Source organism: Nocardioides caldifontis, assembly GCF_008087345.1.
In the GTDB taxonomy this organism is placed as follows: Bacteria; Actinomycetota; Actinomycetes; order Propionibacteriales; family Nocardioidaceae; genus Marmoricola_A; species Marmoricola_A caldifontis.
The window spans coordinates 1-26,008 of the sequence record NZ_VHIB01000008.1 but is presented as its reverse complement, the minus strand read 5'-3'; the positions used below and the strand labels follow the sequence as shown (position 1 = coordinate 26,008).

The 26,008-nt window shown below is 73.2% G+C and carries 27 protein-coding genes and 1 tRNA gene; 17 read left to right on the top strand and 11 right to left on the bottom strand.

Features of this window, described 5'->3' with window-relative positions; all coding sequences use genetic code 11:
- The first annotated feature begins 58 nt into the window (after positions 1-58).
- From FIP57_RS14420 to FIP57_RS14385, 9 genes are all read left to right on the top strand, one after another.
- Positions 59-403, top strand: a complete 345-nt coding sequence (locus FIP57_RS14420; RefSeq protein WP_203231274.1) for a hypothetical protein — start codon at positions 59-61, stop codon at positions 401-403.
- Between the two features lie 42 nt (positions 404-445).
- The gene (locus FIP57_RS14415; protein ID WP_148574253.1) at positions 446-1,702 is read left to right on the top strand and encodes a glutamate-5-semialdehyde dehydrogenase; all 1,257 of its coding nucleotides are present in this window, start codon (positions 446-448) and stop codon (positions 1,700-1,702) included.
- Entirely contained in the window at positions 1,686-2,324 is a 639-nt protein-coding gene (locus FIP57_RS14410; RefSeq protein WP_148574252.1) for a CDP-alcohol phosphatidyltransferase family protein, read from the top strand. The genes FIP57_RS14415 and FIP57_RS14410 overlap by 17 nt, the downstream gene beginning before the upstream one ends.
- Before the next feature lie 5 nt (positions 2,325-2,329).
- Positions 2,330-2,494 (top strand): hypothetical protein, encoded by a 165-nt coding sequence (locus FIP57_RS23715; RefSeq protein ID WP_203231273.1) that lies wholly within the window; start codon positions 2,330-2,332, stop codon positions 2,492-2,494.
- 25 nt (positions 2,495-2,519) lie between these two features.
- A complete protein-coding gene (gene nadD, locus FIP57_RS14405; protein WP_275266166.1) occupies positions 2,520-3,188 on the top strand; it encodes a nicotinate-nucleotide adenylyltransferase in 669 nt (222 codons plus the stop codon).
- Entirely contained in the window at positions 3,185-3,577 is a 393-nt protein-coding gene (rsfS, locus tag FIP57_RS14400; protein WP_148574251.1) for a ribosome silencing factor, read from the top strand. The genes nadD and rsfS overlap by 4 nt, the downstream gene beginning before the upstream one ends.
- Positions 3,574-4,230 (top strand): histidine phosphatase family protein, encoded by a 657-nt coding sequence (locus tag FIP57_RS14395; protein ID WP_162529819.1) that lies wholly within the window; start codon positions 3,574-3,576, stop codon positions 4,228-4,230. Before rsfS ends, FIP57_RS14395 begins: the two co-directional genes overlap by 4 nt.
- 55 nt (positions 4,231-4,285) lie before the next feature.
- Positions 4,286-4,358: transfer RNA gene (locus FIP57_RS14390), tRNA-Ala, on the top strand.
- A 32-nt stretch (positions 4,359-4,390) separates the two neighbouring features.
- Positions 4,391-6,574, top strand: a complete 2,184-nt coding sequence (locus tag FIP57_RS14385) for a hypothetical protein (RefSeq protein ID WP_148574249.1) — start codon at positions 4,391-4,393, stop codon at positions 6,572-6,574.
- A 5-nt stretch (positions 6,575-6,579) separates the two neighbouring features.
- On the opposite strand, the gene FIP57_RS14380 is transcribed toward FIP57_RS14385, so the two are convergent.
- Genes FIP57_RS14380 through FIP57_RS14350 form a run of 7 tightly spaced genes read right to left on the bottom strand, consistent with a single transcriptional unit; the run spans position 6,580 to position 13,082 of the window.
- Positions 6,580-7,548, bottom strand: a complete 969-nt coding sequence (locus tag FIP57_RS14380) for a glycosyltransferase family 2 protein (RefSeq protein ID WP_148574248.1) — start codon at positions 7,546-7,548, stop codon at positions 6,580-6,582.
- Positions 7,545-8,330, bottom strand: coding sequence for a sulfotransferase family protein (locus FIP57_RS14375; protein ID WP_148574247.1), 786 nt, complete (start codon positions 8,328-8,330; stop codon positions 7,545-7,547). The genes FIP57_RS14380 and FIP57_RS14375 overlap by 4 nt, the downstream gene beginning before the upstream one ends.
- 3 nt (positions 8,331-8,333) lie before the next feature.
- Entirely contained in the window at positions 8,334-9,479 is a 1,146-nt protein-coding gene (locus FIP57_RS14370; RefSeq protein ID WP_148574246.1) for a DegT/DnrJ/EryC1/StrS family aminotransferase, read from the bottom strand.
- Entirely contained in the window at positions 9,476-10,465 is a 990-nt protein-coding gene (locus FIP57_RS14365) for a GDP-mannose 4,6-dehydratase (RefSeq protein ID WP_148574245.1), read from the bottom strand. The genes FIP57_RS14370 and FIP57_RS14365 overlap by 4 nt, the downstream gene beginning before the upstream one ends.
- Before the next feature lies 1 nt (position 10,466).
- Positions 10,467-11,573 (bottom strand): DegT/DnrJ/EryC1/StrS family aminotransferase, encoded by a 1,107-nt coding sequence (locus tag FIP57_RS14360; RefSeq protein ID WP_148574244.1) that lies wholly within the window; start codon positions 11,571-11,573, stop codon positions 10,467-10,469.
- Between the two features lie 13 nt (positions 11,574-11,586).
- Positions 11,587-12,063, bottom strand: a complete 477-nt coding sequence (locus FIP57_RS24340; RefSeq protein WP_148574243.1) for an acyltransferase — start codon at positions 12,061-12,063, stop codon at positions 11,587-11,589.
- On the bottom strand, positions 12,060-13,082 hold the full coding sequence (locus FIP57_RS14350) for a Gfo/Idh/MocA family protein (protein ID WP_148574242.1): 1,023 nt from the start codon (positions 13,080-13,082) through the stop codon (positions 12,060-12,062). The genes FIP57_RS24340 and FIP57_RS14350 overlap by 4 nt, the downstream gene beginning before the upstream one ends.
- 69 nt (positions 13,083-13,151) lie before the next feature.
- Between FIP57_RS14350 and FIP57_RS14345 the strand changes: the two genes are divergently transcribed.
- Complete coding sequence (locus FIP57_RS14345) at positions 13,152-14,369, top strand: polysaccharide biosynthesis protein (RefSeq protein WP_162529818.1); 1,218 nt, start codon at positions 13,152-13,154, stop codon at positions 14,367-14,369.
- 83 nt (positions 14,370-14,452) lie between these two features.
- Here FIP57_RS14345 and FIP57_RS14340 read toward each other — a convergent pair whose 3' ends face one another.
- Entirely contained in the window at positions 14,453-15,217 is a 765-nt protein-coding gene (locus FIP57_RS14340; RefSeq protein ID WP_238993489.1) for an adenosylcobinamide-GDP ribazoletransferase, read from the bottom strand.
- Positions 15,214-16,263, bottom strand: a complete 1,050-nt coding sequence (cobT, locus tag FIP57_RS14335) for a nicotinate-nucleotide--dimethylbenzimidazole phosphoribosyltransferase (RefSeq protein WP_148574240.1) — start codon at positions 16,261-16,263, stop codon at positions 15,214-15,216. The genes FIP57_RS14340 and cobT overlap by 4 nt, the downstream gene beginning before the upstream one ends.
- 43 nt (positions 16,264-16,306) lie before the next feature.
- Between cobT and FIP57_RS24080 the strand changes: the two genes are divergently transcribed.
- The 3 genes from FIP57_RS24080 to FIP57_RS14320 all read left to right on the top strand — a co-directional run bounded on the left by FIP57_RS24080 (position 16,307) and on the right by FIP57_RS14320 (position 19,747).
- Complete coding sequence (locus FIP57_RS24080; protein WP_148574239.1) at positions 16,307-17,659, top strand: bifunctional adenosylcobinamide kinase/adenosylcobinamide-phosphate guanylyltransferase; 1,353 nt, start codon at positions 16,307-16,309, stop codon at positions 17,657-17,659.
- Positions 17,660-17,781: 122 nt separating this feature from the next.
- Complete coding sequence (locus FIP57_RS14325; protein ID WP_148574238.1) at positions 17,782-19,467, top strand: sodium:solute symporter family protein; 1,686 nt, start codon at positions 17,782-17,784, stop codon at positions 19,465-19,467.
- A gap of 31 nt (positions 19,468-19,498) precedes the next feature.
- Positions 19,499-19,747 (top strand): hypothetical protein, encoded by a 249-nt coding sequence (locus FIP57_RS14320; RefSeq protein WP_148574237.1) that lies wholly within the window; start codon positions 19,499-19,501, stop codon positions 19,745-19,747.
- Between the two features lie 7 nt (positions 19,748-19,754).
- Here FIP57_RS14320 and FIP57_RS14315 read toward each other — a convergent pair whose 3' ends face one another.
- Positions 19,755-20,261, bottom strand: a complete 507-nt coding sequence (locus FIP57_RS14315) for a YflT domain-containing protein (RefSeq protein WP_148574236.1) — start codon at positions 20,259-20,261, stop codon at positions 19,755-19,757.
- Positions 20,262-20,482: 221 nt separating this feature from the next.
- Here FIP57_RS14315 and FIP57_RS14310 point away from each other — a divergent pair, with 221 nt between their 5' ends.
- A complete protein-coding gene (locus FIP57_RS14310) occupies positions 20,483-20,950 on the top strand; it encodes a universal stress protein (protein ID WP_148574235.1) in 468 nt (155 codons plus the stop codon).
- A gap of 10 nt (positions 20,951-20,960) precedes the next feature.
- On the opposite strand, the gene FIP57_RS14305 is transcribed toward FIP57_RS14310, so the two are convergent.
- Positions 20,961-22,151, bottom strand: coding sequence for an MFS transporter (locus tag FIP57_RS14305; protein ID WP_148574234.1), 1,191 nt, complete (start codon positions 22,149-22,151; stop codon positions 20,961-20,963).
- A 191-nt stretch (positions 22,152-22,342) separates the two neighbouring features.
- Here FIP57_RS14305 and FIP57_RS14300 point away from each other — a divergent pair, with 191 nt between their 5' ends.
- From FIP57_RS14300 to FIP57_RS14290, 3 genes are all read left to right on the top strand, one after another.
- Positions 22,343-24,514, top strand: coding sequence for a chemotaxis protein CheA (locus tag FIP57_RS14300; RefSeq protein ID WP_148574233.1), 2,172 nt, complete (start codon positions 22,343-22,345; stop codon positions 24,512-24,514).
- Between the two features lie 12 nt (positions 24,515-24,526).
- On the top strand, positions 24,527-24,964 hold the full coding sequence (locus FIP57_RS14295; protein WP_148574232.1) for a chemotaxis protein CheW: 438 nt from the start codon (positions 24,527-24,529) through the stop codon (positions 24,962-24,964).
- 74 nt (positions 24,965-25,038) lie between these two features.
- The coding region (locus FIP57_RS14290; RefSeq protein WP_148574231.1) for a HAMP domain-containing protein at positions 25,039-26,008 on the top strand (970 nt) is incomplete at its 3' end.

Sequence of the window (26,008 nt, the reverse complement as noted above, 5' to 3'; positions counted from 1 at the left end):
CCGGCGGAGGCGCAACACTGGGTCGCGGGTGGTAGTTGCAGGACTGGATGGGGAGACCGTGACCGACGACGCACGTCTGTGGCACGTGACCGTCACGGTCGCCGGCTCGCCGATGGAGCCGCTGATCGTGCGGGGTGCGCTGCAGCGGCTGAGCGCGCTCCGCCCCTTCCTGACCTCGCTCCGCTTCTCCGCGGACCGGGCCGAGATCGTCTACTGGGACGAGGCGGCCACGCTCGTCGATGCGGCCTCGCTCGCGCTGCGGCTGTGGAACGAGTACCGCGACGAGGCAGCCCTGCCGTCCTGGAAGGTCGTCGGCCTCGAGGTCGTCGAGCAGGACACCTGGCAGGAGCGGCTCGAGCCGGACAACGGCCCCGACCTCGCCGTCCTCCCGCTCCACCTCTGAACCCGCGCGCCCCGCGGGCGCACCGGCACCTAGGCTTGCCCCATGTCCACCGACGTCGAGACCGCCGTCACCGCTGTCGCGGTGCGTGCCCGCGAGGCCGCGCACGAGCTGGCGGTGGCCACCCGTGACCGCAAGGACGCCGCGCTGCACGCCATGGCCGACGCGCTGGTCGCCGCGGTCCCGCAGCTCCTCGCGGCCAACGAGCAGGACGTGGCGGCCGCCCGCGCCGGCGGCACGCCCGAGTCGATCATCGACCGGCTGCGGCTCGACGAGCAGCGGGTGCGGGGGATGGCCGACGGGCTCCGCCAGGTCGCCGGGCTGCCCGACCCCGTCGGTGAGGTCGTCCGCGGCTCCGCGCTCGCCAACGGGCTCCAGCTCCGGCAGGTGCGGGTGCCGTTCGGGGTGGTCGGGATCATCTACGAGGCCCGCCCGAACGTGACCGCCGACGCCGCCGGGCTCTGTCTGAAGTCCGGCAACGCCGCCCTGCTGCGCGGCTCCTCGAGCGCACTGCACTCGAACACCGCGATCGTCGAGGTCCTGCGCGCGGCGGTCGAGAGCGGGGGGCTGCCCGCCGACGTCGTCCAGCTGGTGCCCGGCGAGGGCCACGACGCCGCGAAGGTCCTCATGCGGGCCCGCGGCCTCGTGGACGTGCTGGTGCCTCGGGGCGGCGCCGGGCTGATCCGCTCGGTGGTCCTCGAGTCGACGGTGCCGGTCATCGAGACCGGCACCGGCAACTGCCACGTGTACGTCGACGAGGCCGCCGACCTCGACATGGCCGAGCGGATCGTCCTCAACTCCAAGACCCACCGCACCTCGGTCTGCAACGCCGCCGAGTCGCTGCTGGTCCACGAGGCGGTCGCCGGCGAGTTCCTCCCGCGGATCGTCCGCGCGCTCCAGGACGCCGGCGTGACGATCCACGGCGACGCCGCCTTCCAGGAGCACGACGGCGTGGTGGCCGCGACCGAGGAGGACCACGAGGCGGAGTACCTCTCCCTCGACATCTCCGCGGCCGTCGTACCGTCCCTGGAGGCGGCCGTCGCGCACATCCGCCGCTACTCGTCGGGCCACACCGAGGCGATCGTCACCGACTCCCAGAGCGCTGCCCAGCGGTTCACCGCGGCGGTGGACTCCGCGGCGGTGATGGTCAACGCCAGCACCCGGTTCACCGACGGCGGGGAGTTCGGGTTCGGCGCCGAGATCGGCATCTCGACGCAGAAGCTCCACGCGCGCGGTCCGATGGGGCTCCCCGAGCTCACCTCCACCAAGTACGTCGTGACCGGGCATGGACACACTCGCTGACCCCCGCACGCTCGACGTCTGGACCGACGTCGAGGCGGAGCGGGTGGCCACCTCGGCCACGGTCGTCACCGGGGTCCGGACCGTCGTGGCGGTGGCGCTGGCCGGCTGGGCGGCCCACGAGCAGGAGCTCTCCTGGCTGGTGGCGGCGCTCGTCGTCTACTGGGTCGGCGACATGCTCGACGGGTTCGTCGCCCGGGTCCGCGGCTGCGAGACCCGGATCGGCGCCGCCCTCGACATCCTCTGCGACCGGTTCTGCGCGGCGGCGTTCTACATCGGGCTGATGTGGCTGGAGCCGGACTACACGCCGGCGATCCTCATCTACCTCGCCGAGTTCATGGTCGTCGACTGCTTCCTGTCGCTGGCCTTCCTGGCGTGGCCGATCCGGAGCCCGAACTACTTCTTCGTCGTCGACCGCCCGCTGTGGCTGTGGAACTGGTCGAAGCCGGGGAAGGCCGTCAACTCCTCGCTCTTCGCGGTGCTGCTCCTGGTCACCGGGTGGGTCGAGGTGGGCGTGGTGATCGCGACCGCGCTGCTCGTCCTCAAGTGTGCCGGGCTGGTCCGGCTGGGGCGGCTCGGACTCCCGGTGCCTGCGCAGCCGGAGCAGCCGGGCGCGATAAGGTGACGCCCATGTCGTCAGTCGCGCACACGCTGGTCGTCCTGGCCTCCGAGGCGGGGGAGCACCACGAGTCGGCGGGCAGCACGCCCTACCTCATCGGGGGCGGCACGCTCGTCGTGCTCCTCTTCCTGCTCGCCGTCCTGATCTTCTTCGGTGGCGGCCGCGAGCACTCCTGACGGGCGAGCCCTCGGCTCGGCGCCCGTGACCGGCCCGGCGGAGTCCCCGCGCCCGCGGCGGCTGGGGATCATGGGCGGCACCTTCGACCCGATCCACCACGGCCACCTCGTCGCCGCGAGCGAGGTCCAGGCGTGGTACGACCTCGACGAGGTCGTGTTCGTGCCGACCGGCCAGCCCTACCAGAAGTCCGACCGTGAGGTCGCCCCGGCGGAGCACCGCTACCTGATGACGGTCATCGCGACCGCCTCCAACCCCCGGTTCACCGTGTCCCGCGTCGACATCGACCGGCCGGGTCCGACGTACACCATCGACACGCTGCAGGACCTCGCCCGGCAGCACCCGGACTCCGAGCTCTACTTCATCACCGGCGCAGACGCGCTGGCGAACATCCTGCAGTGGCGCTCGGCCCAGGAGATGTTCGAGCTGGCGAACTTCGTCGGCTGCACCCGGCCCGGCTACGACACCGACACCTCGGTCCTCGAGGGGATGCCCTCGGACCGGGTGGCTATCGTCGAGATACCGGCGCTGGCGATCTCCTCCACCGAGTGCCGTGAGCGCACCAAGCGGGGGGAGCCGGTGTGGTACCTCGTCCCGGACGGGGTGGTCCAGTACATCAGCAAGCACCGGCTCTACCGTCCCGAGCCGCCCACCGTCCACGAGTCCGACGAACCGATCACCGAGAGCACCCCGTGACTGCAACCGACCGCGCGCTCGAGCTCGTCCGCGCCGCCGCCGAGGCGGCGTCCGACAAGCTCGCCGAGAACATCATCGCCTTCGACGTCAGCGAGCAGCTGGTGATCACCGACGCGTTCCTCCTCTGCTCGGCCTCGAACGACCGCCAGGTGCGGGCGATCGTCGACGAGGTCGAGGACCGGCTGCGCGCCTGCGGCGCCAAGCCTGTACGCCGGGAGGGCGAGCGTGACGGCCGCTGGGTGCTCCTCGACTACGTCGAGATCGTCGTGCACGTCCAGCACGAGGAGGAGCGCGCCTTCTACGCCCTCGAGCGGCTCTGGCGCGACTGCCCGCTGATCGAGCTGCCCGAGACGGTGACCAGCGGCCGGGACGGCACCCCGGGCGCGTGACCACCCACCCCCACGACCGCCCGGCGCGGCGGCTGGTGCTGCTGCGCCACGGCCGGACCCACTGGAACCACGTCCGGCGTGCCCAGGGCCACGCCGACGTCCCGCTCGACGAGGTCGGCGAGGCCCAGGCGCGCGCCGTCGCGCCGCTCGTCGCCGCGCTGCGCCCCGCGCGGCTCTGGTCCTCCGACCTGCCCCGGGCCCGGCAGACCGCCGACGCGGTGGCCGCCGCCTCCGGCCTGCACGTCGAGGAGGACCCCCGGCTGCGGGAGTTCTCGGTGGGGGAGCGGCAGGGGCTGACCTGGGACGAGGCCGTCGAGCGGTTCCCGTGGACCGCCGACGGCGTCGGGCTCGGCGAGCAGCTGCGCGGCGTGCCCGGGGCGGAGTCCGACGAGGACGTGGCGGGCCGCGTCGTCCCTGCGGTGCGGGAGCTCGCGGCGGTGCTCGAGCCGGGGGAGACGGGGGTCGCGGTGTCCCACGGGGCGGCGATCAAGCTGGCGCTCGTCGGGCTGCTCGGGTGGGACCAGGCGGCGGCCCGCACCCTCGCGGTGCTGGGCAACTGCCAGTGGACGACGGTGGTCCTCCCGGAGGGACGGGCCCCCAAGCTGCTCGACTACGGGGTGGGCGATTTCGCAACCCGTGAGGGCATTGGCTAGGATCACCCAGGTTGCTCGAGAGGGAACGGCTCCGGCCGGTCCTGCTCAGGGCGGCGGGGCTGTGGCGCAGCTGGTAGCGCACCTCCATGGCATGGAGGGGGTCAGGGGTTCGAGTCCCCTCAGCTCCACCGAGGAGAGATGAGTGCGGCATGATGACCGCGTGGCTCGCGAGACTCGGGGGACGAGCGTCGTGCGCGAGCTCCCCACCCTTCTGCCGACGCTGCTCGCCGTCGGTGTCCTGCTGGTCCTGGCGATCGCGGACGACGGTGCCGCGGGCGACCTGCTGCTCGCCTTCCTGACCTTGCTCGGAACGCAGGTGCTCCCGGGGGTCCTGGTGTGGCGGGCGGTCCGCCCGCGGGACGGGTGGCTCGTCGAGGACCTCGCCCTGGGGCTCTGCTGCGGCGCGGCGCTCGCCGTGCCCGCGCAGCTGCTGGCCCTGGTCACCGGCCTCGCGGCCGCGGCCGCCGCGGCGCCCCTGCTCGTCGCCGGCGCGCTGCTCGCCGTCCCGGGGACCCGGGCGCGGGTCCGCGCGGCCCGCTGGGCGCCGTTGCCGGCCTGGTGGGGCACGCTCGCCGTGGTGCCCGCGGTCGCCGCGGTCTGGGTCTCGGTGCCGGTGCTCCGCTCGACCTCGGTGTCCTGGGACGGGTGGGGGGCGAGCTACGTGGACCAGCCCTACCACCTGGCGCTCGTGGGGGAGGTCACGCACCGGTGGCCGCCGCACTACCCGCAGGTGGCGGGGGAGCCGCTGGAGTACCACTGGTTCGCCCACGCCTGGATGGCGCAGCTGGGCACCGTCTCGGGAGCCTCGCTCGACCAGGTCCTGCTCCGCTTCGCGCCGGTGCTTCTCACCGTGGCCCTGCCGCTGGTCGTCGCCGTGGTCGCCGTGCGGCTGTCGGGGCTCGCGGTCGCCGGCCCGCTGGCGGCCGGGTTCGCCTTCGTCGCCCACTCCCTCGACCTCGGCGCCTTCCCGGAGGCGTGGACGCCCTTCGCCCTCCACTCGCCGACGCAGAGCTTCGGCTCGCTGGTCCTCGCCGCCCTGCTGGCGCTGCTGGTCCTGCGGTGGCGCGGCGAGGCCCCCCGCGGGTCGCTGTTCGTCCTCCTGCTGCTGCTCGTCGTCGGCGGCGGCGCGAAGGGCACCGTCCTCCCGGTGCTGCTCGCGGGCTGCCTGGTCGCCACGGTGGTGGTCGCCGTGGTCGACCGGAGCCGGCTGCGCACCGTCGCCCTCGACACCGTGCTCACCGGCGCCGTCCTGCTGGTGCTGATGCGGCTGGTCTTCGGCGGGGGCGAGGGCGGCATGGTGCTGACCCCCTTCACGTCGCTCGCCCGGGTGAACGCCACGCGGTTCGGCCTCGGCGACGACCTCACCCTCGGCACGGGGCTGGCGATCACGGCGCTCAGCCTGCTGGTGGCCGTGGTCCCGGTCGTCGCGCTGTTCGCGCTCCTGGGCGACCGGGCCACCCGCACCGACCCGGGGCCGTGGCTCCTGCTGGGCACGGCGGTGGCGGCGTACGGCGCCTTCGTCGCCTTCCGCCACTACGGGTTGAGCCAGCTCTACTTCGTGATGACGGCCGAGGTCGCGGTCGCGGTCGGAGCAGGCTGGGGGCTCGCCCGGCTGTGGCAGCGGGCCGGGTGGCGGCTCCTCGCCGGCGCCGCCGTGCTCGGGGCGGCCGTCGCCCTCGCCGTGCGGCTCGCCGGCGGCGACGGTGCCGCCGGCTCCCTCACCGGTTCGTGGGTCCAGCTCCTGGTGTTCCTGGCGGTCGTGGGGCTCGTGGCCGCCGTCCTCCTCCGGGGCCGCGGGGCCGCCCTGGCTGCCGCGGTCGCGGCGACGGCCTGCGCGGCCGGAGCGCTCTCGGTGGACCCCTACGGCCGGAGCACGCCGTCGGAGGCCACCGCCCGCACCCCCAGCGCCTTCGCCTCCGACCAGGTCGAGGCGGCGAGGTACGTCCGCGACCACTCCGACCCCGACGAGCTCGTGATGTCGAACCGGCACTGCCGTTCGCCGCGGCGCCAGGCGACCTGCGACGCCCGGCGCTTCTTCGTCGCGGCCTACACCGAGCGGTCGGTGCTACTCGAGGGGTGGGCCTACACGATGCGCGCCAACACCTCGGTGGAGTCGCCCGACGAGAACCCGCGGACGGTGCCGTTCTGGGACCCGGAGCTGCTCGAGCTCAACGACGGCTTCTACACCGACCCGACCCGGCAGGCCGCCGAGGAGCTGTACGAGCGCGGCGTCCGCTGGGTCTTCGTCGACCACACCGCGCCGTACGACGAGGCGATCGGCGACCACGCCGTCGAGAGGTTCCGCTCCGCCAACGCCACGGTCTACGAGCTCTCCGGCGGCTGAGCCGATCAGCCCCGACGGGGGTGTGGTGGCGCGGAGGTGTCCCGGCTGACGAAGTAGAGCGGGCGGCGCATCGACTCGATGTAGATCCGGTGGAGGTACTCCCCGACGATCGCCATCAGCGAGAACTGCACGCCGAAGAAGACCGAGACGAGGATGACCTGGCTCGCCCAGCCGGGGACCTGCGAGCCCTGGAGCGACACCACCCCGAGCACGTAGAGGGCAAGCAGCAGCGAGACCAGGAACGCACCGACGGCCGCCACCTTCATCACCCGCAGCGGGAGGGTGGAGAGCCCGATGAATGCGTCGTACATCGCCTTCATCATCTTCGCGAAGGTCCAGCCGGAGGCGCCCTTGGTGCGCGCCGCCCGGTCGTAGGGGACGCGCACCTGGTCGAAGCCGGTCCAGGCGACCAGTGCGAAGGTGATGCGGTTGTGCTCCCGGAACTGGTTGAAGCACTCCAGGACGGCGCGGTCGACCAGCAGGAAGCTGCCGGTGGTGAAGAGGCTGCCGCGCGGCATCGCGTGGCGCTCCAGGGCGCGGTTGAAGACGCGGCTCGTCCAGACCTTCCACGCGGAGTCCTGGCGGGTGCGCCGCTCGCCCCAGACGATGTCGGCGCCGTCGCGCCACCGCTCGACGAACTCGAGCACCACCTCCGGCGGGTCCTGGAGGTCGCAGGCGAGGGTGGCCACCGCGTCGCAGTCGGGGTCGGCGTGCGCGAAGCCGGCGCTGAGGGCGACGTGCGACCCGAAGTTGCGGGAGAGGCGGAGCCCCCGGATGCGGTCGTCCTGTGCGGCGAGCTGCTCGATGACCTGCCAGCTGGAATCGCTGGAGCCGTCGTCGACGAGGAGCACCCGGACGTCGAGCCCCGGCGCGTCGAGGAGGACGCGGCCGACCGTCTCGGCGTAGTCGGGTAGGTTCTCCTCCTCGTTGAACACCGGTGTCACGACCAGCACCTTGGGGGGCACGTTGTTCATCGGGGTGGCTCCTCCTCGGGCCAGGGCTCGAACTCGGGCCCGAGCATCGCGGCCAGGACCTCGTTCTCCTCGGCGAACTGCCGGCGCAGGCGGCGCAGGGTCGCCGGGTCGGGGGTCCACGGCCCCGAGGACGGGTTCACCGTGGCGGGGTCGAGGTCGACGTCGTCGACGAGCGCAGGGCGCGGCTCGACGCCCAGGAACCGATGGACGCGCGCGGTGGCGGCGCCCGGGTCGCCGACGAGCTCCTCGAACCGCAGCACGAGGACGTGGTCGCGCGGGAACCGGTCGAGCCACGGGCGGAGCAGGGTCGCGTAGCGGCTCCGCGAGGCGTAGGCGTGCGGCCGGGCGTAGCGCAGGTCGGTCGGCACCGTGGCCTCCCGCTCCTCCTCGAGCTCGAGCGCGCGCTCGAACTCTTCGTCCTCCATGCCGTTCATCACCGACCACCGGTAGTTCGAGACCGTCCGCGCGGCGGGCTCGCGGAGCACGAACACCAGCCGCGCCTCCGGGAGGGCGCGGGCGAGCCGCTCGGCGGCGACCGGGCTCTCGAGGTAGTTGGTGCTCTTCTCCCCGACGACCGCGTCGGGGGGCGCGTCGTCGAACCACCGGGCGTAGCGGTCCAGCCCCTCGGCGTAGAGCTCGTCGACCAGGAAGAACTTCGGCTCCGGGCGCAGCGGCTTGGCCAGCCACAGCCGCGGATGGCGGTCGAGGAGGCTCGCCAGGAGGGTCGTCCCGCTGCGGGGGGCGCCGCCGATGACGAAGTCGGGGAGCCGTCGTGCGGCCACGGGTCAGCCCAGCCCGGTCGCCGCGACCGCCTCGACGAGCGCCCGGGCGCACTCGTCGACCTGGTCGTCGGTCATCGCCGGGAAGAGCGGGAGCACCAGCGAGCCGTCGCTGGCCCGCTCGCTGACGGGGAGCGAGCAGCCACGATCGGCGTACGCCGGTTCGCGGTGGGCGGTCATGACTCCGGCGCGCGTGGCGATCCCGGCGTCGAGCATGTGCTGCATCACCGCGTCCCGGGCGGCGGCGTCGGCGCCCCGCAGCCGGGCGGTGTAGGTCTGCACGTTCCAGGTAACGCCCTCCGGCACCGGCGGGGTGTCGATCAGCGGGTGGTCGGCGAGCGCCGCGTCGTAACGGGCCGCCAGGGCCGCCCGGCGCTCGAGCATCGCCGGCAGCCGCTTGAGCTGCTCGATGCCCATCGCCGCCTGGAGGTCGGTGAGCCGGTAGTTCCAGGCGACCTCCAGGTAGGACTCGCGGATCACCGACGTCGAGGAGCTGCGGACCCGGTCGTTGACGCTCATCCCGTGCTGCCGCAGCCGGCGCAGCCGCTCGGCGTGCTCGGCGCTGGAGGTCAGCACCATGCCCCCGTCACCGGTGGTGAGCAGCTTGCGGGGGTGGAAGGAGAAGCAGACGAGCTCGGAGTGCGAGCCGATCCGGCCGCCGGCGTAGGAGCTGCCGACGGCGCACGCGGCGTCCTCGACGACCGCGAGCCCGTGCCGCTCGGCCAGCCGGTGGGTCCCGTCGATGTCCGCGGGGAGCCCGAGCTGGTGCACGAGCAGGACAGCCCGGGTCCGCTCGGTGATCCGGCGCTCGACGTCGGCGAGGTCGAGGTTGAACGTGTCCGGCTCGACCTCGGCGAAGACCGGGGTGGCGCCGGTGTGGGCGACCGCGTTGGCGGTGGCGATGAACGACATCGACGGCACGACCACCTCGTCGCCGGGGCCGACCCCGGCCACCACGAGGGCGAGGTGCAGCGCGGTCGTGCAGGAGGAGACCGCGACGCCGTGCTCGGCGCCGCAGTACTCGGCCATCGCCTTCTCGAACGCCTCGACGCGCGGGCCCTGGGTGACCCACCCGGACTCGACGACCTCGCGGATCGCCTGCCACTCCGGCTCGCCCATCTCGGGGCGGGCCACCGGGATGCGCACGCTCATGCGGGGGTCTCCCAGTTGTGGGTCACGTCCTCGCTCAGCGCTTTCGCCCAGTCGGTGCCCTGCTCGTCGTGCCAGGCCACCAGCCGGCCCAGCCCCTCGGCGAGCGAGACCTGCGGCTTCCAGCCGAGGACGTCGGCGGCCTTGGAGGAGTCGGCGAAGAGCCGGAGCACGTCCCCGGGGCGCGGAGGGTGGAACTCCGGCTGCAGGTCGCTGCGGCCGACGACCTCGGCGACCACCCTCGCCAGCTCGAGGACGGTGATCTCGTGGCCGCTGCCGACGTTGACCGTCTCGCCGACGGCCCGCTCGCTGGTGCCGGCCGCCACGATCGCGCGGGCGGTGTCCTCGACGTAGGTGAAGTCGCGGGTCTGGGTGCCGTCGCCGAAGACCACGGGCGACAACCCGTTCTTCGCGCGTACGACGAACTTCGGGATGACCTCGCCGCTGTCCCCTTCGTGGTGGGAGCGCGGACCGAACGCGTTGAACGGGCGGAGCACCACCGTGGGCATGCCGTAGGTGACGTGGTAGGCCCGGGTGTAGGCCTCCCCGGCGAGCTTCGACCCGCCGTACACGGTGTGCGGCCAGGTGGGGTGCCCCTCGTCCATCGGGACCCGCTCGGCGGTGCCGTAGACCTCGCTGGTGCTGCAGTAGACGACGCGGTCGAGCCGCTGGCGTCGGGCCGCCTCGAGCACCGCGAGCGTGCCCAGGGCGTTGACCTGGTGGTTGGCCACCGGGTGCGGGATGGAGTGCCGGACCCCGAGGCAGGCGAGGTGGTACACGGTGCCGACGCCGGAGACGGTCGCCTCGAGGAGCTGCTCGTCGAGGATCGAGCCGACGACGAGGTCGACGCCCGGCACGCCCTCGAGGTTCTCCCGCTTGCCGGTGGAGAGGTCGTCGAGGACCCGCACCGGGCCCTGCTCGGCGAGCTCGCGGACCAGGGCCGAGCCGATGAAGCCGGCGCCGCCGATCACGAGAGGGACGCGGGTCATGTCAGCCTCCTACGGCGGAGCGCAGCTGGGTGGCGACGTGCTCCTGCTGCTCGGCGGTGAGCTCGGGGAACATCGGCAGGGACAGGCAGGTGGCGGCGTACTGCTCGGCGTTCGGAAAGCTCCCGGGGCCGTGGCCCAGGTGCTCGTAGGCCGGTTGCAGGTGCACCGGGGTCGGGTAGTGCACGCCCGTGGCGATGCCCGCCTCGGCGAGCTTCTGGGCGACCGTGTCGCGGTCGGCGACCCGGACCGGGTAGAGGTGCCAGGCGGGCGCGACGCCCTCGGCGACGCCGGGGAGGGTCACCTGCTCGACGTCGGCGAGCAGCTCCGCGTAGCGGGCGGCGGCCCGGCGGCGCTCGTCGGTCCACTCCTGGAGGTGGCGGAGCTTCACGGTGAGCACCGCCCCCTGCAGCCCCTCCATCCGGTAGTTGTAGCCGACCTCGACGTGGTGGTGGCGGCCGTCCTGTGCGTGGTCGCGGAGCCGCCGGACGCGCGCGGCGAGCTCGTCGTCGTCGGTCACCACCGCGCCGCCCTCGCCGACCGCACCGAGGTTCTTGCCGGGGTAGAACGAGAAGCAGCCGAGGGTGCCGAAGCTCCCCGCGGGCCTCCCGTCGAGGGTGGCGAGGTGCGACTGGGCGGCGTCCTCGACGAGCGCGACTCCACGGTCGGCGGCGAGCCGCTCGAGCTCCACCAGGGGAGCGGGGTGGCCGTAGAGGTCGACCGGGAGGATCGCCCGGGTGCGGTCGGTGAGCACGGCCTCGACCGCGGCCGGATCGAGGTTGCCGGTCACCGGGTCGACGTCGGCGAAGACCGGGGTCGCGCCGACGTAGCTGATCGCCCAGGTGGTCGAGATCCAGGTGTGCGGGGTGGTGACGACCTCGTCGCCGGGCCCGACCCCTGCCGCCAGGAGCGCGAGGTGGAGCGCGGAGGTGCCCGAGTTGACGCCGATCGCGTGGCGCCGCCCGGTCGCGGGGGCGAACTGCTCCTCGAACTCGGCGACGCCCGGGCCGAGCACGAAGGCGCCGCGGTCGAGCACCTCCGCGACGGCCCGGTCGACCTCGGGGCGGATCGATGCCAGCTGGCTCGTCAGGTCCACGAAGGGCACCTTCACGCGGGGGGTCTCCTCAAGCTCGGGGGCGCAGGGGTCGCCCGGGCACACCGGCTACGACCGTACCCGCCGGGACGTCGCGGGTGACGACGGCACCCGCGCCGACGAGCGCGCCCTCGCCGATCTCCACACCGGGCAGGATCACCGCCCCGGAGCCGATGCTCGCGCCGCGCCGGACCACGGTGGTGAGCAGCTCCCAGTCGTCGGCGGTCTGCAGGGAGCCGTCGGGGTTGGTGGACCGGGGGTCGCGGTCGTTGGTGAAGCAGACGTGGTGGCCGACGAAGACCTCGTCCTCGATCGTCACGCCCTCGCAGATGAAGGTGTGGCTGGAGATCTTGCACCGCGCGCCGACCGTCACCCCGGACTGGATCTCGACGAACGGGCCGATCCTGGTGTCGTCGCCGACCGTGCAGCCGTAGAGGTTCACGAACGCGACGACCGAGACGTTGTCGCCGAGGACGACGTCGGGGGCGATGCGGTTCAGGTCGGTCATGCGCCACCTCCGGCGTCGAGGGTCACGGCGGCCCCTCCGGCGGCGAGGGACCGGTCGGCGGCCGCGAGGATCCGGACCACCCGGAGCCCCTGCTCGCCGTCGGACAGCGGGGCGGCGCCCCGCGCGACGGAGTCGGCGAAGTGCTCGACCATCGCGCGCAGCGGCTCGACCGGCTCGAGGGCCGGAGCCACGACGTCACCGGAGCGGTAGCTGACCAGGATGCGCCGGCGGCTCTCCGGGTCGGGGGTCGAGTCGACGCCGCGGTCGTAGATCTTCAGCCGCTCGGACGGGTCGAGCTCGTCGTAGAGCGCGCTGCGCCGGCTGCCGCCGACGAGGAAGTGCCGGATCTTCACCGGGGAGAGCCAGTTGACGTGCACCGAGGCGATCAGCCCGTCGCCGTAGTCGAGGTGGAGGTAGGCGACGTCGACCAGGTCGTGGCCCTGGTGCGCCTCGCCGAACGCCGACACGCTGCGGGGGAGCCGGCCGACGAGGTGGTCGATGATCGAGAGGTCGTGGGCGGCCAGGTCCCAGAGCACGTTGACGTCGTGCTGCACCAGCCCGAGGTTGATGCGGACGGAGTCGATGTACTGCAGGTCGCCGAGCTCGCCGTCCTGCACGGCCGTCGCCAGCCGGCGGACCGCCGGGCTGTAGAGGAAGACGTGGTCGAGCATCAGCACCAGCCCGCGGTCACGGGCGAGCGCCACCAGCTGCTCCGCCTCCTCGACCGAGGTCACGAACGGCTTCTCCACGAGCACGTGCTTGCCGCTCTCGAGCGCCGCCCGGACCAGGTCGTGGTGGGTCGAGACCGGGGTGGCGATGCAGACCGCGTCGACGTCGTCGGCCGCCAGCACCGCGGCGCTGTCGGTCGTCGTCCGGGCCGACGGGTAGCTCGCCCCCACCGAGGCGAGCCGCCCCTCGTCCTGGTCGCAGAGCGCGACCAGCTCGGTGGCGGGAGACCCCGCGATGTTCCTGACCAGGTTCGGGCCCCAGTAGCCGAGCCCCACCACCGCTGCACGCACCGCGGCACCATAGCCCGGACCGGGTCCCTGGTCCCGTTCCGGGCCTCGGCGGGGCTATCGTGCCCGTCCATGGGGCTGCGCCGGGACCGCTCCTTCGCGCTCCCTCTGGGGTCGCTCGCGAGCGGCGTCCTCGCCTACGTCTTCTTCGCGGTGGTCACCCGGGCGCTCGGCGCCGACGACGCGGCCCCCGTCTCCGTCCTCTGGACGCTGTGGTCCTTCGCCGGTGCGGCGCTCGCCTTCCCGGTCCAGCACTGGGTGGTCCGCACGGTCACCGCGGCCGGCGGCGACGAGCACGACGTACGGGCGGCGCTGCCGGGGCTGGGCTCGACGGTGCTCGGGGTCTCGGTGCTCTGCACGCTGGTGGCGCTGCTCGGCCGTGACCCGCTGTTCGGGGTCGGTGGCGTCGGGTTCCCGGTGCTCCTCGGGGTGCTCGTGCTCGGCTCGGCGTACGTCGGACTGGTGCGCGGGGTCCTCGCCGGTCGCCGTCGCTGGGGTGCCGCCGGGCTGGCGCTCGTCGCGGAGAACGGCGTGCGGGTGGTCGCGGCCGGGGTGCTGCTGGTGACCGGCGTCGACTCGCCGCTGCTGTTCGGGGTGGTCCTGGTCGCCGCGCAGGGCGTCGGGGTGCTGTGGCCGTCGACGCTGCACCTCCGGTCGCGGGGCGGTGGCCCCACCGGCGTCCGGTGGTGGTCGTTCCTGGGCGGGGCGGCGTCGGGGCAGCTCCTCTCGCAGCTGGTCCTGACCGGGGGGCCGGTCGTCCTGGCGCTCTCCGGCGCGGCGCCCCGGGAGGTGACCGGGCTCTTCGCGGCCCTCGCGCTGTTCCGGGCGCCGTACACGGTGGCGGTGGGCGCGGTGCCGCAGCTGACCGCCCGGTTCACCCGGCAGTCCGTCGCCGGGGACGCCGGGGCGCTGACCCGGGAGCGGTGGCTGCTCGGCGGTGCGACCCTCGCGCTCGCCGCGGTCGCGCTCCCGCTCGGCGGGTGGCTCGGCCCGCCGCTGGTGGAGCTGGTCTTCGGAGCCGACGTCGTGGCGCCGGCGGCGGTCTGCGGCTGGGTCGCGGCCGGGAGCGTGCTCGCGCTCGGCGGGCTGGCCGCCACCGCGCTGGTCATGGCGGGCGGCTCCACCCGGGCACTGGCCCGGGCCTGGGGCGCCGGCCTGGCCGCTGCCGCGGTGGTGCTCCTGGTCACCGAGCGTGACGACACCGCCGTGGCGGGCGCGTTCGCGGCGGCGGAGGCCGCCGCCTTCCTGCTGCTGGTGACCGCCCGAAGGCGTGCGGGGGAGCGGCCGTGACGATCGTGCTGCTCCACCTCGTGCGCCACGGGCAGTCGACTGGTCGGTGCCCGTCCCGCCCGGGAGCCTGACGACGGTGGAGGTCAGCCGGCGCAGACCAGCAGCGCGGTGGCGAGTGCGACCTCGACGGCGGCCCCCATCACGTCGCCGGTGACCCCACCGAACCGGGCGGTCGTCCGGCGCACCAGCCACAGCAGGGCGAGGAGCGTCACCGCGGCCGCGAGGGCCCCGCGCCACCACGGCAGCCCGGCCCACGCGCCGACCGCGGAGGCGACCGCGGCGAGCCCCAGCCACAGCACCGCCGTGGCCGCCACCGGCACCGACCCGGTGAACCCCACGCCCAGCCCGTCGGTGCGTGCCGGCGGCACGCCCGAGCTGCACACCACGGCGAGCGCCCCGCGGGAGAGGCAGACCAGCGCGGCCGCCAGCACGGCGCCGCGCAGCTCGCCGAGGAGCGTTGCCAGGGCGGTGACCTGCAGGAGCACCACGACGAGCACCGCCACGGTGCCGGCCGGCCCCGAGGTGCCGGACTTCATCACCGCCAGCGACCGCTCCCGGTCGTAGGAGGCGGTGAGCCCGTCCGCCACGTCCGAGAGCCCGTCCCAGTGCAGCGCGCGGGTCCCGAGCGCGAGCACGCCGACCGCGAGCACCGCCGCCGGCAGCACCGGCACGGCGGTCTCCCGGACCAGCAGCCCGGCGGCCACCACGAGCAGTGCCAGGGGGGCGACCGCCACCGGCGCGAGCAGCACCGCCAGCCGCGCGGTGCCCCTCGTCACCTCCGCCGGCGGCGCGACGGGGAGGGCGGTCAGGGTGCCGACGGAGAGCCGCCAGCCGTCCCGCACCCTCACCCGAGGTCGGCGAGGAGCGCGACGTCGCGGAGCAGCGCGACCGCGCCGCGCAGCAGCGGGACGGCCGCCACCGCGCCGCTGCCCTCGCCGAGCCGCAGCCCCAGGTCGAGCAGGGGGACGAGCCCGAGCTTCTCCAGTGCCAGCGCCTGGGCGGGCTCGGGGGAGCGGTGGCCGGCGACGAACCAGGCTGCGGCACCGGGGCGGACCCGGTCGGCGACGAGCGCGCAGGCCACCGACATCAGCCCGTCGAGGAGCACGGGCCTCCGCCGCTCGGCCGCCCCCACGACGTAGCCGGTCGTCGCCGCGAGGTCCGCGCTGCCGAGGGCGACGAGCGCCTCGAAGGGGTCGTCGTCCACGCGCGCCCCCACCCGGTGCAGCGCCCGGGTCACGAGGTCGACCTTGTGGGCCCAGGTCGCGTCGTCGATGCCGGTGCCGCGGCCGGTGACCTCGGCGGCCGGGAGGCCGAGCAGCGAGGCGACCAGCGCGGCCGCCGGCGTCGTGTTGCCGATCCCCATGTCGCCCGAGAGCAGCAGCTGCGCCCCGTCGGCCACCTCCGCGTGCGCGGTCTCGAGGCCCACCCGGAAGGCCCGCTCGGCCTCGTCACGGGTCAGGGCGTCCTCGACGTGGATCGCCCCGCTGCCCCGGCGTACCTTGTGGGCCCGCACCGCCTCCGGCACGTCGGCGAGGTCGTCGTCGACCCCGAGATCGAGCACCCGCACGCGCACGCCGTGCGTGGCGGCGAGCGCCGAGACGCCGGCTCGGCCGGCGACGAAGGTGCGGACCATCGCCGCCGTGATCGCGGAGGGGTAGGCAGAGACGCCGTGCGCGGCGACCCCGTGGTCCCCGGCGAAGATCACCAGCCGCACGTCGTCGAGCGGCCGCGGCGGCACCTCGCCCTGCGCAGCGGCGAGCTGCACGGCGAGGTCGCCGAGGCGGCCCAGCGCCCCGGCGGGGACGGCGAGCGAGGCGAGCCGCTCGGCAGCCGCGGCGGCGACGGCAGGGTCCGGCGGGTCGAGCGGTGCGGGGTTGGTGGCCGGCGACGCCATGGGACCTCCTCGTCGGTGGGCGAGCCGAGCCTATGCTGCGCCGGTGGACGTGCTGGTGACGGGGACGGGCGCCGCCGACGGCTGGCCGACGCCGTACTGCGGCTGCGCCTCGTGCTCCACGGAGCGGGGTGCCGGCCGCCACCGGGGGCAGACCGCCCTGCTCGTCGACGGCTGCCTGCTCCTCGACTGCGGTCCCGAGACGCCACCGGCCGTCCAGCGCGCCGGCGCCGACCTCCGCGGGCTCCGCCACGTGCTGCTCACCCACCAGCACCCCGACCACTTCTCGCCGTCGTTCCTGCTCTACCGCTCGTGGACGACCGAGGAGCCGCTGGAGGTCGTCGGCCCGCCCGAGGTGGTCGAGCAGTGCCGGATGTGGCTCGCGCCCGGCAGCCACGTGGTCTTCCGGGCGGTCGGGCCGGGGGAGCGGCTGACCGTCGGGGCGTACGACGTGCGGGTGCTCACGGCCCACCACGGCACCCCGGGCTCCACCGTCCTCTACGACGTGACCGCCCCGACCGGCCGGCTGCTCTACGCCACCGACACCGGGCCGCTGCCCGAGGCCACCGTGGAGGCGGTCCGCGGCGCGGCGTTCGACGTGGTGTTCCTCGAGGAGACCTTCGGCGACCGTACCGACCACGGCACCGACCACCTCGACCTCGCGAGCTTCCCCGAGCAGCTGCGGCGGCTTCGGGCGGTCGGCGCGGTCACCGACGCGACCGACGTCGTGGCCGTCCACCTCTCCCACCACAACCCGCCGACCGGCGAGCTCGACCGGCGGCTGGCGGCGTGGGGCGCCCGGACGGTCCCGGACGGCACCCGGCTGAGCACGGGCGGGGCCGCCCCCGCGCCCGTCCCCGGTGCGCGCCGCACGCTCGTCGTCGGCGGGGCGCGCTCGGGCAAGTCCCGGGAGGCTGAGCGGCTGCTCGCGGCCGAGCCCGACGTCACCTACGTCGCCACGTCGTACGTCGACCACGACGACCCCGAGTGGCGGGCCCGGGTCGACCGCCACCGCGCCGAGCGTCCGGACCACTGGCAGACCCTCGAGACGCTCGACCTCCCCGGGCTGCTGGGCACCGACGGCGGGCCGCTCCTCGTCGACTGCCTGACGCTGTGGCTCACCCGCGTGATGGACGAGCACGACGCATGGGACGACGCCGCGTGGAGCGATGGCGCGGAGGCCGCGGTCGGCGCGGCCCTCGACGAGCTGGTGGTGGCGTGGCGCCGCACCTCCCGCCGGGTCGTGGCGGTCACCAACGAGGTCGGCCAGGGGGTCGTCCCGCCGAGCGCGGCCGTGCGCCGGTTCCGCGACCTCATGGGGCGGCTCAACGCACGCGTGGCCGCGGAGTCCGAGGACGTGCGGTGGTGCGTGGCGGGACGGGTCGTGCCGCTCGCCTGAGCCGCGCGACCCGGGCGCCCGGCGCCGAGGCGTGAAGAACCGACAACGGGGGAAGCATCTTCGTTGGCCGTGGGCCGACCCCACGGCCGGGGCACGGGTGCTGCGGTGACGAGGAGGCGCGGATGGTGCTGGCTGCCGAGTCGCAGCTGCGGCTCGACGCGAACTGGATCGACTACCTGCTGGTGGCGTTCTACTTCGCCTTCGTCCTCGGCATCGGGATCATGGCCCGCCGCTCGGTGTCGAGCAGCATCGACTTCTTCCTCTCCGGGCGCTCGCTCCCGGCGTGGGTGACCGGGTTGGCGTTCATCTCCGCCAACCTCGGCGCGGTCGAGATCACCGGGATGTCCGCCAACGGGGCCGACTACGGCTACCCGACGTTCCACTACTTCTGGGTCGGCGCGGTCCCGGCGATGCTGTTCCTCGGCATCGTGATGATGCCGTTCTACTACGGCTCCAAGGTCCGCTCGGTCCCCGAGTTCATGAACCGCCGGTTCGGCCCGACCGCGCACCTCGTCAACGCGATCAGCTTCGCGGTCGCCCAGCTGCTGATCGCCGGGATCAACCTCTACCTGCTGGCCTCGATCGTCGAGATCCTCCTCGGCTGGCCGCTGTGGGTCTCGCTGATCGTCGCCGCCGCGGTGGTGCTCACCTACACCGCCCTCGGCGGGCTGTCGGCGGCCATCTACAACGAGGTCCTCCAGTTCTTCATCATCGTCGCCGCGCTGCTGCCGCTGACCCTCGTCGGGCTGCACAAGGTCGGTGGCTGGGACGGCTTCACCGACAAGGTTGCCCAGGGGCCGGGCGGCGAGGAGCAGCTCTCGTCGTGGCCGGGCACCGCGCTCGCCGGCTTCGACAGCGAGCTGCTGTCGGTCATCGGCATCGTCTTCGGCCTCGGCTTCGTGCTCTCCTTCGGCTACTGGACGACGAACTTCGTCGAGGTGCAGCGCGCGATGGCGTCCAGCTCGATGTCGGCGGCGCAGCGGTCGCCGATCATCGGCGCGTTCCCCAAGATGTTCGTGCCCTTCATCGTGATCGTGCCGGGCATGATCGCGGCGATCTCGGTGCAGGAGATCGTGGAGTTCAAGGAGACCGGCCAGGGCTCGGTCGAGTACAACCAGTCGATCCTCTACCTGATGCGCGACCTGCTCCCCAACGGGATGCTCGGCCTCGCGATCGCCGGGCTGCTCGCGTCGTTCATGGCCGGCATGGCGGCGAACATCTCCGCGTTCAACACCGTCTTCTCCTACGACCTCTGGCAGACCTACGTCGTCAAGGAGCGCGAGGACGACTACTACACCGGCGTCGGCCGGGTGGCCACGGTCGCCGCCACCGTGATCGCGATCGGCACGGCGACGTTCGCGGCGTCGTACTCCAACGTCATGGACTACCTCCAGACGTTGTTCGGCTTCTTCAACGCGCCGCTGTTCGCGACGTTCATCCTCGGGATGTTCTGGAAGCGGATGACCCCCACGGCGGGGTGGACCGGCCTCGTCGCGGGTACGGCGGCCGCGGTCACGGTCTGGGTGCTGAGCGAGGACGTCACCGGCACGATCGCGATCGGCGGCCAGGGCGGTGCGTTCGTCGCGGCCGGCGCGGCGTTCGTCGTCGACGTGCTGGTCTCGGTGCTGGTCACGGTGGTCACCGCCCCGAAGCCGGAGTCCGAGCTGCGCGGGCTGGTCTGGTCGCTGACGCCGCGGAAGGACTTCCACGACCCGGACGAGCAGGAGCTGGCGTGGTACCAGAAGCCGACGATCCTCGCGGGCATCGCCCTGGTGATGGTGGTCGGCCTGAACGTCCTGTTCGCATGAGCCCGGTCGACGAGAGGTGTGAGGAGAAGTGATGGCGGAGCGCAAGCACGAGGCCGGAGCCTTCGACATCCGGGTCTTCATCGGCTCGCTGCTCGGGATCTACGGCGTGATCCTGCTGCTGACGGGGTTGTTCGGCACCAGCGACGCGGACCTGGCCAAGTCCGACGGGCTCAACGTCAACCTCTGGACCGGCATCGCGCTGCTGGTGAGCGCCGCGCTCTTCGTGGTCTGGTCCAGGCTCCGTCCGGTGGTCGTTCCCGACGACCCCGACGAGGGGTGACCCGGGCTCAGGACAGCTGCTGGTTGCGGTAGCCGGGCATCGTGGCCAGCAGCTCGCGCCCCCGCGCCGCGTGCTTGTGCTCGACGAGCACCTCGTACTTCGTCGCCACGATCATGCTCACCGAGCTGAAGTCCCGGCGGCCCCGCGTCGCGGCGTAGCCGACCAGCGCCCAGATGACGCCGAACAGCGCACCGAAGAGCGCGGTCGAGAGGATCATCGCCAGCACGTCCTCCTCGCCGAACAGCGAGAAGATCAGCCCGACGAAGAGCCCCAGCCACGCACCGGAGGCGAGGCCGCCCACGGCGACCCGGGACATCGTGAGCCGTCCGGTAACCCGCTCCATCTGCTTCAGGTCGGTGCCCACGATCAGGCAGTTCTCGACCGGGAACTCCTGGTCGGAGAGGAAGTCGACGACCTTCTGCGCCTCGGCGTAGTCGTCGAACACCCCGAGGGACTGCGGGTAGTTCAACGTGAGTCCGGAGCGCAGCCCGCGGAGGTTCGTCTGGTTGCTCATGTCCATACCATTCCACGGTTCCGCAAGCCTTACGACGTAGCGATGTTTGTCCCCGGAGGAGCCGCGGTATCGAAGGGGGCAGTTGGGAGGAAGAGCCGGCGGTGGTCGACACAGGACCACTCGCAGATGCCGGGCCGCAGGGTCCGTCTCGGGGCACGGTCGAGGTGCCGTCCACCTGGGTCATCGTCGGCGCTTCCCACGTCGTGCACCATCATGGGGTCATGACGGACAAGCGCGAGGTCATCGAGTTCACCCCCGAGGGCGGCGTGGTCGTCGGTGACGACGGCTCGGCGTGCGCTGCGCTCGCGATCAAGGCGGCGGCCGAGGACGCCGCCCGGCGCGGACTGCCGCTGCACGTGCTCCGCGCCTGGACCATCGTCAACGCCGAGTGGCCCACCGACGTCCCGCGCGGCGTCGTGCCGAGCGTGCTCGAGCTCCAGGACGCCACGCTCGCCGCCGTCCGGAAGCGGGTGGACGCGCTGGTGCCCGACGCGCAGGCCGAGGTGCACGTCGTGCACGGCGCCGGCGCAAAGGCGATGATCCATGCCTCGCACACCGCGGACCTGCTCGTGGTCGGCAGCCGCGGGGGCGGCGGGTTCCGCCAGATGCTGCTGGGCTCCGTCGCCGAGCAGGTCGTGCGCTACGCGGCGTGCTCGGTGCTCGTGGTCCGTCAGCAGCCGACCGGCTGACCCGGGACGGTCACCCCCGTGCCTCGAGCTGCTCCTCGATCGTCATCGGTCGGCCCGCGCCGGGTGCCAGCGCGGCCATCATCAGGGCGCTCACCGCGAGCGCGACGAGCGGCCACGTCCACCCTCCGGTCGCGTCGTGGAGCAGTCCGATGCAGAACGGTCCGAACGCCGCGATGACGTACCCGGCCGCCTGGGTGAACGCCGACAGGGCCGCCGTACCGTCGTGGCTGCGGCTGCGCAGCCCGATCAGGGTCAGGACCACCGGGAAGACGCCGCACCCCAGGCCGAGCAGCGCGGCCCACAGCCAGGGCACCACGTCCGGCGCGAACGCAAGCCCGAGGTAGCCGACCGGGAAGCAGGCGATCAGCCAGAGCATCAGCCGGGTCTGGTCCTGCTGCCGGGCCGCGGCCGCCGGGAGCCACAGCGAGGTGGGGATGGTGATGCCGGTGGCGACGCCGAGCAGGAGCCCCGCCGTCGCGGCCGAGAAGCCGGCGTCGCGGTACATCGTCGCCATCCACCCGAAGATCGTGTAGGCGTGCGCCGACTGGATCCCGAACAGCAGCGCCATCGCCCACCCCAGCCGGGTGCCCGCCACCTGCCGCAGCGAGGTCCGCCGCTCGGTGTCCTCGGGGTCCGGCCCCGGGCGGTCGTGGACGACCAGCGAGAGCCACGGCGCCGCGGCGAGCAGGGCGGTCACCGCCCAGGCGCCGAGCCCCCAGCGCCAGGAGCCGCCGAGGTCGGCGACCGGCACGGTCAGCATCGAGGCGGCCGTGAGCCCGACCGCCAGCGACGTGGTGTACGCCGCGGTGACCGGGCCGACCTTGTCGGGGAAGTGGAGCTTGACCAGCGAGGGGAGCAGGACGTTCGCGGTGGCCATCCCGGCCAGGGCCAGCACCGACATCACGAGGAAGACGGTCACGGAGTCCGTCAGCGCCCGCGACAGCAGCCCGGCGACCACCGCGAGCAGCGCCAGGAAGGTCAGCCGGTGCATGCCGGTGGCGGCGGCGAGCCAGGGGGCCGCCGCGCCGAAGATCCCGAACGCCACCACCGGCAGCGTGGTCAGCACCGAGGTCGAGACCTCACCCATCGCGAGCGCGGAGGAGAGGTCCTCGAGCACCGGCCCGACGCTGGACGCGGCGGGACGGAGGTTGAAGGCGAGGAGGACGACCCCCACGTACAGGAGGAGGCGGCGTGGGGTCACCGGCCCATCATCGCGGGCCGACCGCGTGAGCGGGCAGGTGGCTCCCTCGACGTCGCCCGGGAGAGTCCTCAAGTGCGGGGCCGCGGTGCCGAAATAGAGGAACGAGCCCCCGCGAGCGCCTGTGCCTGTCGGGGCTCGTCCTGCGGACCGCGTCGTGCGGGGACCGCGCGGTCACAAGGAAGGCATGTTCGTTGGACGACTTGGACGAGATCGTCAGCGAGTTCCTCGTGGAGAGCCACGAGAACCTCGACCAGCTCGACCGTGACCTCGTGGAGCTCGAGCGGGACCCGGCCTCACGGGAGCTGCTCTCCAGCGTCTTCCGGACGCTGCACACCATCAAGGGGACCAGCGGGTTCCTCGCCTTCGGCACCTTGGAGTCGGTGACCCACGTGGGGGAGAGCCTGCTCTCGCGGCTGCGCGACGGCGAGATGAAGCTCGACCCGGCGATGACCACCGTGCTCCTCGAGATGGTCGACGCGGTCCGGGACCTCCTCGCCAAGATCGAGGAGACCGGCGCCGAGGGCGACGACGACTACGCCGAGCTGGTCGCCCGGATCACCCAGGTCCTCGAGACCGGCAGCGTGCCGGCTCCGGCGGCCGCTGCTGCGCCGGTCGTCGAGGTTGTCGAGGTTGTCGAGGCTGTCGAGGTTGTCGAGGTCGTCGAGGCGGTCGCCCCGGCCGCGGCCGATGCCGCGGCAGACGAACCGCACCGCCGCACCGTCGCCGACAGCACGATCCGCGTGGACGTCGCGCTCCTCGACTCGCTGATGAACCTGGTCGGCGAGCTGGTGCTCACCCGCAACCAGATGCTGCAGCGCGCCGCCACCCGCGAGGACATCGAGCTCCAGCGGACCACCCACCGGCTGAACCTGATCGCCGGTGAGCTGCAGGAAGGCGTCATGAAGACGCGGATGCAGCCCATCGACAACGTGTGGAGCAAGCTCCCGCGAGTCGTCCGCGACCTCTCCCTGCTGCTCGGCAAGAGCGTCGACCTCCGCATGGAGGGGCGCGACACCGAGCTCGACAAGACGATCCTCGAAGCGGTCCGCGACCCGCTGACCCACCTGGTCCGCAACTCGGTGGACCACGGCATCGAGGCCCCCGACGCGCGCCGCGCGAAGGCCAAGCCGGAGCAGGGCGTGCTCGTCCTGCGCGCCTTCCACGAGGGCGGTCAGGTCAACATCGAGATCGCCGACGACGGCGCCGGCATCGACCCCGACAAGCTCCGCGAGAAGGCGGTCGACCGCGGGATGATGACCCGCGAGGCGGCCGCCGCGCTCTCCGACCGCGAGGCGATCAACCTCATCTTCAACGCGGGGTTCTCGACCGCGAAGGCGGTCACCAACGTCTCGGGCCGCGGTGTCGGCATGGACGTGGTGAAGACCAACATCGAGAAGATCGGCGGCACGATCGACCTGGCCAGCACCCCCGGCCAGGGCACCACGGTCCGGATCCGGATCCCGCTGACGCTGGCGATCATCCCGGCGCTCGTCGTGACCGCGGCGGAGAACCGCTACGCGATCCCGCAGGTCAACCTGTTGGAGCTGGTCCGCCTCGAGGGCAGCAGCCGGGCCCAGGTCGAGAGCGTCCAGGGGGCGCCGGTCTACCGGCTCCGCGGGCGGCTGCTGCCGCTGGTGGACCTCCGGGAGCAGCTCGACCTCCCGCCGGTGGAGCGGCCGACGACCTACATCGCGGTGCTGCAGGCCGACAACCGCCAGTTCGGTCTGGTGGTCGACGACATCAAGGACACCGAGGAGATCGTCGTCAAGCCGCTGGGCAAGCAGCTGCGCGGCATCGACCTCTACGCCGGCGCGACGATCATGGGCGACGGCAACGTGGCGCTGATCCTCGACACGATGGCGCTGGCCCGCAAGGCGGGCATGGCCCTCGACGGCCGCGACTCCGTCAGCTCCTCGGCCGCCGAGTCCGGTGCCGCCGAGCGCAGCGCGCTGCTGGTCGTCGGGCTCGCCGACGGACGCCGCGCGGCGATCCCGCTGGAGACCGTCGACCGGCTCGAGGAGTTCGACCCCGCGCGGGTCGAGCGGACCGGCGGCCACGAGGTCGTGCAGTACCGCGGCCAGATCCTGCCGCTGCTCCGCCTCGACGCGGCGCTCCACGGCGGGTACGGCGACGACGCGGCCGCCCGGCTCCAGGTGGTCGTCTGCCACAGCGGCGGCCGGATCATCGGCGTGGTGGTCAACGCGATCCTCGACATCGTCGAGGAGGAGCTCGCGGTCCGCAGCCACCTCGACACCGGCGGCCACCACGGGTCCGCCGTGGTGAGCGGCCACGTCACCGAGCTGATCGACATCGACCGGGCCATCGGCTCCTTCGACCCGGCGCTGCTCGCGCCGACGCACTGACGGAAGGCTTCCATGTCGCACCAGTACTGCACCTTCGTGCTCGACGGTCACCTCTTCGGCGTCCCCGTGGCGTCGGTCCAGGAGGTCCTCAAGCAGCAGGAGGTCACCCCTGTCCCGCTCGCGTCCCGCGAGGTCTCCGGGCTGATCAACCTGCGCGGGCAGATCGTCACCACGATCGACCTCCGCGCCCGGCTCGGGCTGTCCGCGCGTGAGGCCGGCAGCAGCTCGGTGAGCGTCGTGGTCCGAGCCGCCGACGGCGGCCCCGTGAGCCTCGTCGTCGACCAGATCGGTGACGTCCTCGAGGCCGAGGAGAGCCTGCTCGAGCCGCCGCCGGACACCGTGCCCCACGAGGTCCGCGAGCTGGTCATGGGCATCTGCAAGCTCGACGACCGGCTGATGCTCCTCCTCGACACCGAGCGTGCGGTCACCGTGACCGAGCTCGTCGCCTGACCGCCGTACCCCTCTCCACGCCGTCTCGAACGGCCGCACACCATCCCACATCCACGCCACTGAAGGGGCGCGCCATGATCAAGAGCACCACGCGGAAGTCCTTCGGCTTCCGGAACCTCAGCACGACGAAGAAGCTGCTCGTCCTGGGCGCCGCCTGCATGGCCCCCGGGGTGGTCGTCGGCGCCTTCGGACTGACCAGCCTGCAGAAGCTCGACGTCGCCAGCGAGGAGGCGCAGTCGCTCGAGCAGGTCTCCGCGAAGCTGTACCACCTCGACAACCGCAACAGCGAGCTCAAGGTCGATGCCCTCAAGGTCATGGTCGCCACCGACGCCAGGACGATCGCGGACCTCGTCGCCGAGGCGGAGGAGGACGTCGCCACCGTCGACGAGGTCAACGCCGAGCTGGCGTCGATCGACCTGACCGGCACCGACGCGCTCACTCGCGAGCTGGAGAACGACCTCGACGTGCTGAGCGGCCACCTGGACGAGTACAAGAGCTCGATCCTCGCCGTCATCGAGAAGTCGCGCGCGGGCGCAGCGGACACGCCGCTCGTGGCCGAGATCGTCGAGAAGGACAGCGCGCTGGGTGACATCGTCGACGAGATCCGCGCCGACGTCGACGAGCTCGTCGAGGGGGAGCGTGAGCAGCTTGAGGCGCTCCAGTCGGCCACGACGCGCAGCGTCGTGGTGGTCCTGGTCGTCGGCCTCCTGGTCGCCTCCTTCCTTGCCGTCGTCATCGCGCGCGGCATCTCGGGCCGCCTGGCCCGGGTCAAGACCACCCTCGCCAGCCTGGCCGAGGGCCGGCTCGACGAACGGGTCGAGGTCGACAGCACCGACGAGATCGGGGCGATGGCGACGGCGTACAACGACGCCGTCGACTCGTTGTCGGAGGCGATGCGGGCGATGGATGCGAACTCGCAGGCGTTGGCGTCGGCGTCGGAGGAGCTGTCGAGCGTGTCGATGCAGATGTCGGGGTCGGCGCAGGAGTCGGCGTCGCAGTCGGAGCTGGTCTCGGCGGCGGCGGAGCAGGTGACGCGGAACGTGC

Coding starts and splice junctions, on each gene's coding strand:
- FIP57_RS14415 (WP_148574253.1), top strand. CDS start 446: ATGTCCACCGACGTCGAGACCGCCGTCACCGCTGTCGCGGTGCGTGCC.
- FIP57_RS14410 (WP_148574252.1), top strand. CDS start 1,686: ATGGACACACTCGCTGACCCCCGCACGCTCGACGTCTGGACCGACGTC.
- FIP57_RS23715 (WP_203231273.1), top strand. CDS start 2,330: ATGTCGTCAGTCGCGCACACGCTGGTCGTCCTGGCCTCCGAGGCGGGG.
- FIP57_RS14380 (WP_148574248.1), bottom strand. CDS start 7,548: ATGAACAACGTGCCCCCCAAGGTGCTGGTCGTGACACCGGTGTTCAAC.
- FIP57_RS14370 (WP_148574246.1), bottom strand. CDS start 9,479: ATGAGCGTGCGCATCCCGGTGGCCCGCCCCGAGATGGGCGAGCCGGAG.
- FIP57_RS14365 (WP_148574245.1), bottom strand. CDS start 10,465: ATGACCCGCGTCCCTCTCGTGATCGGCGGCGCCGGCTTCATCGGCTCG.
- FIP57_RS24340 (WP_148574243.1), bottom strand. CDS start 12,063: ATGACCGACCTGAACCGCATCGCCCCCGACGTCGTCCTCGGCGACAAC.
- FIP57_RS14345 (WP_162529818.1), top strand. CDS start 13,152: ATGGGGCTGCGCCGGGACCGCTCCTTCGCGCTCCCTCTGGGGTCGCTC.
- cobT (WP_148574240.1), bottom strand. CDS start 16,263: ATGGCGTCGCCGGCCACCAACCCCGCACCGCTCGACCCGCCGGACCCT.
- FIP57_RS14325 (WP_148574238.1), top strand. CDS start 17,782: ATGGTGCTGGCTGCCGAGTCGCAGCTGCGGCTCGACGCGAACTGGATC.
- FIP57_RS14320 (WP_148574237.1), top strand. CDS start 19,499: ATGGCGGAGCGCAAGCACGAGGCCGGAGCCTTCGACATCCGGGTCTTC.
- FIP57_RS14315 (WP_148574236.1), bottom strand. CDS start 20,261: ATGAGCAACCAGACGAACCTCCGCGGGCTGCGCTCCGGACTCACGTTG.
- FIP57_RS14310 (WP_148574235.1), top strand. CDS start 20,483: ATGACGGACAAGCGCGAGGTCATCGAGTTCACCCCCGAGGGCGGCGTG.
- FIP57_RS14295 (WP_148574232.1), top strand. CDS start 24,527: ATGTCGCACCAGTACTGCACCTTCGTGCTCGACGGTCACCTCTTCGGC.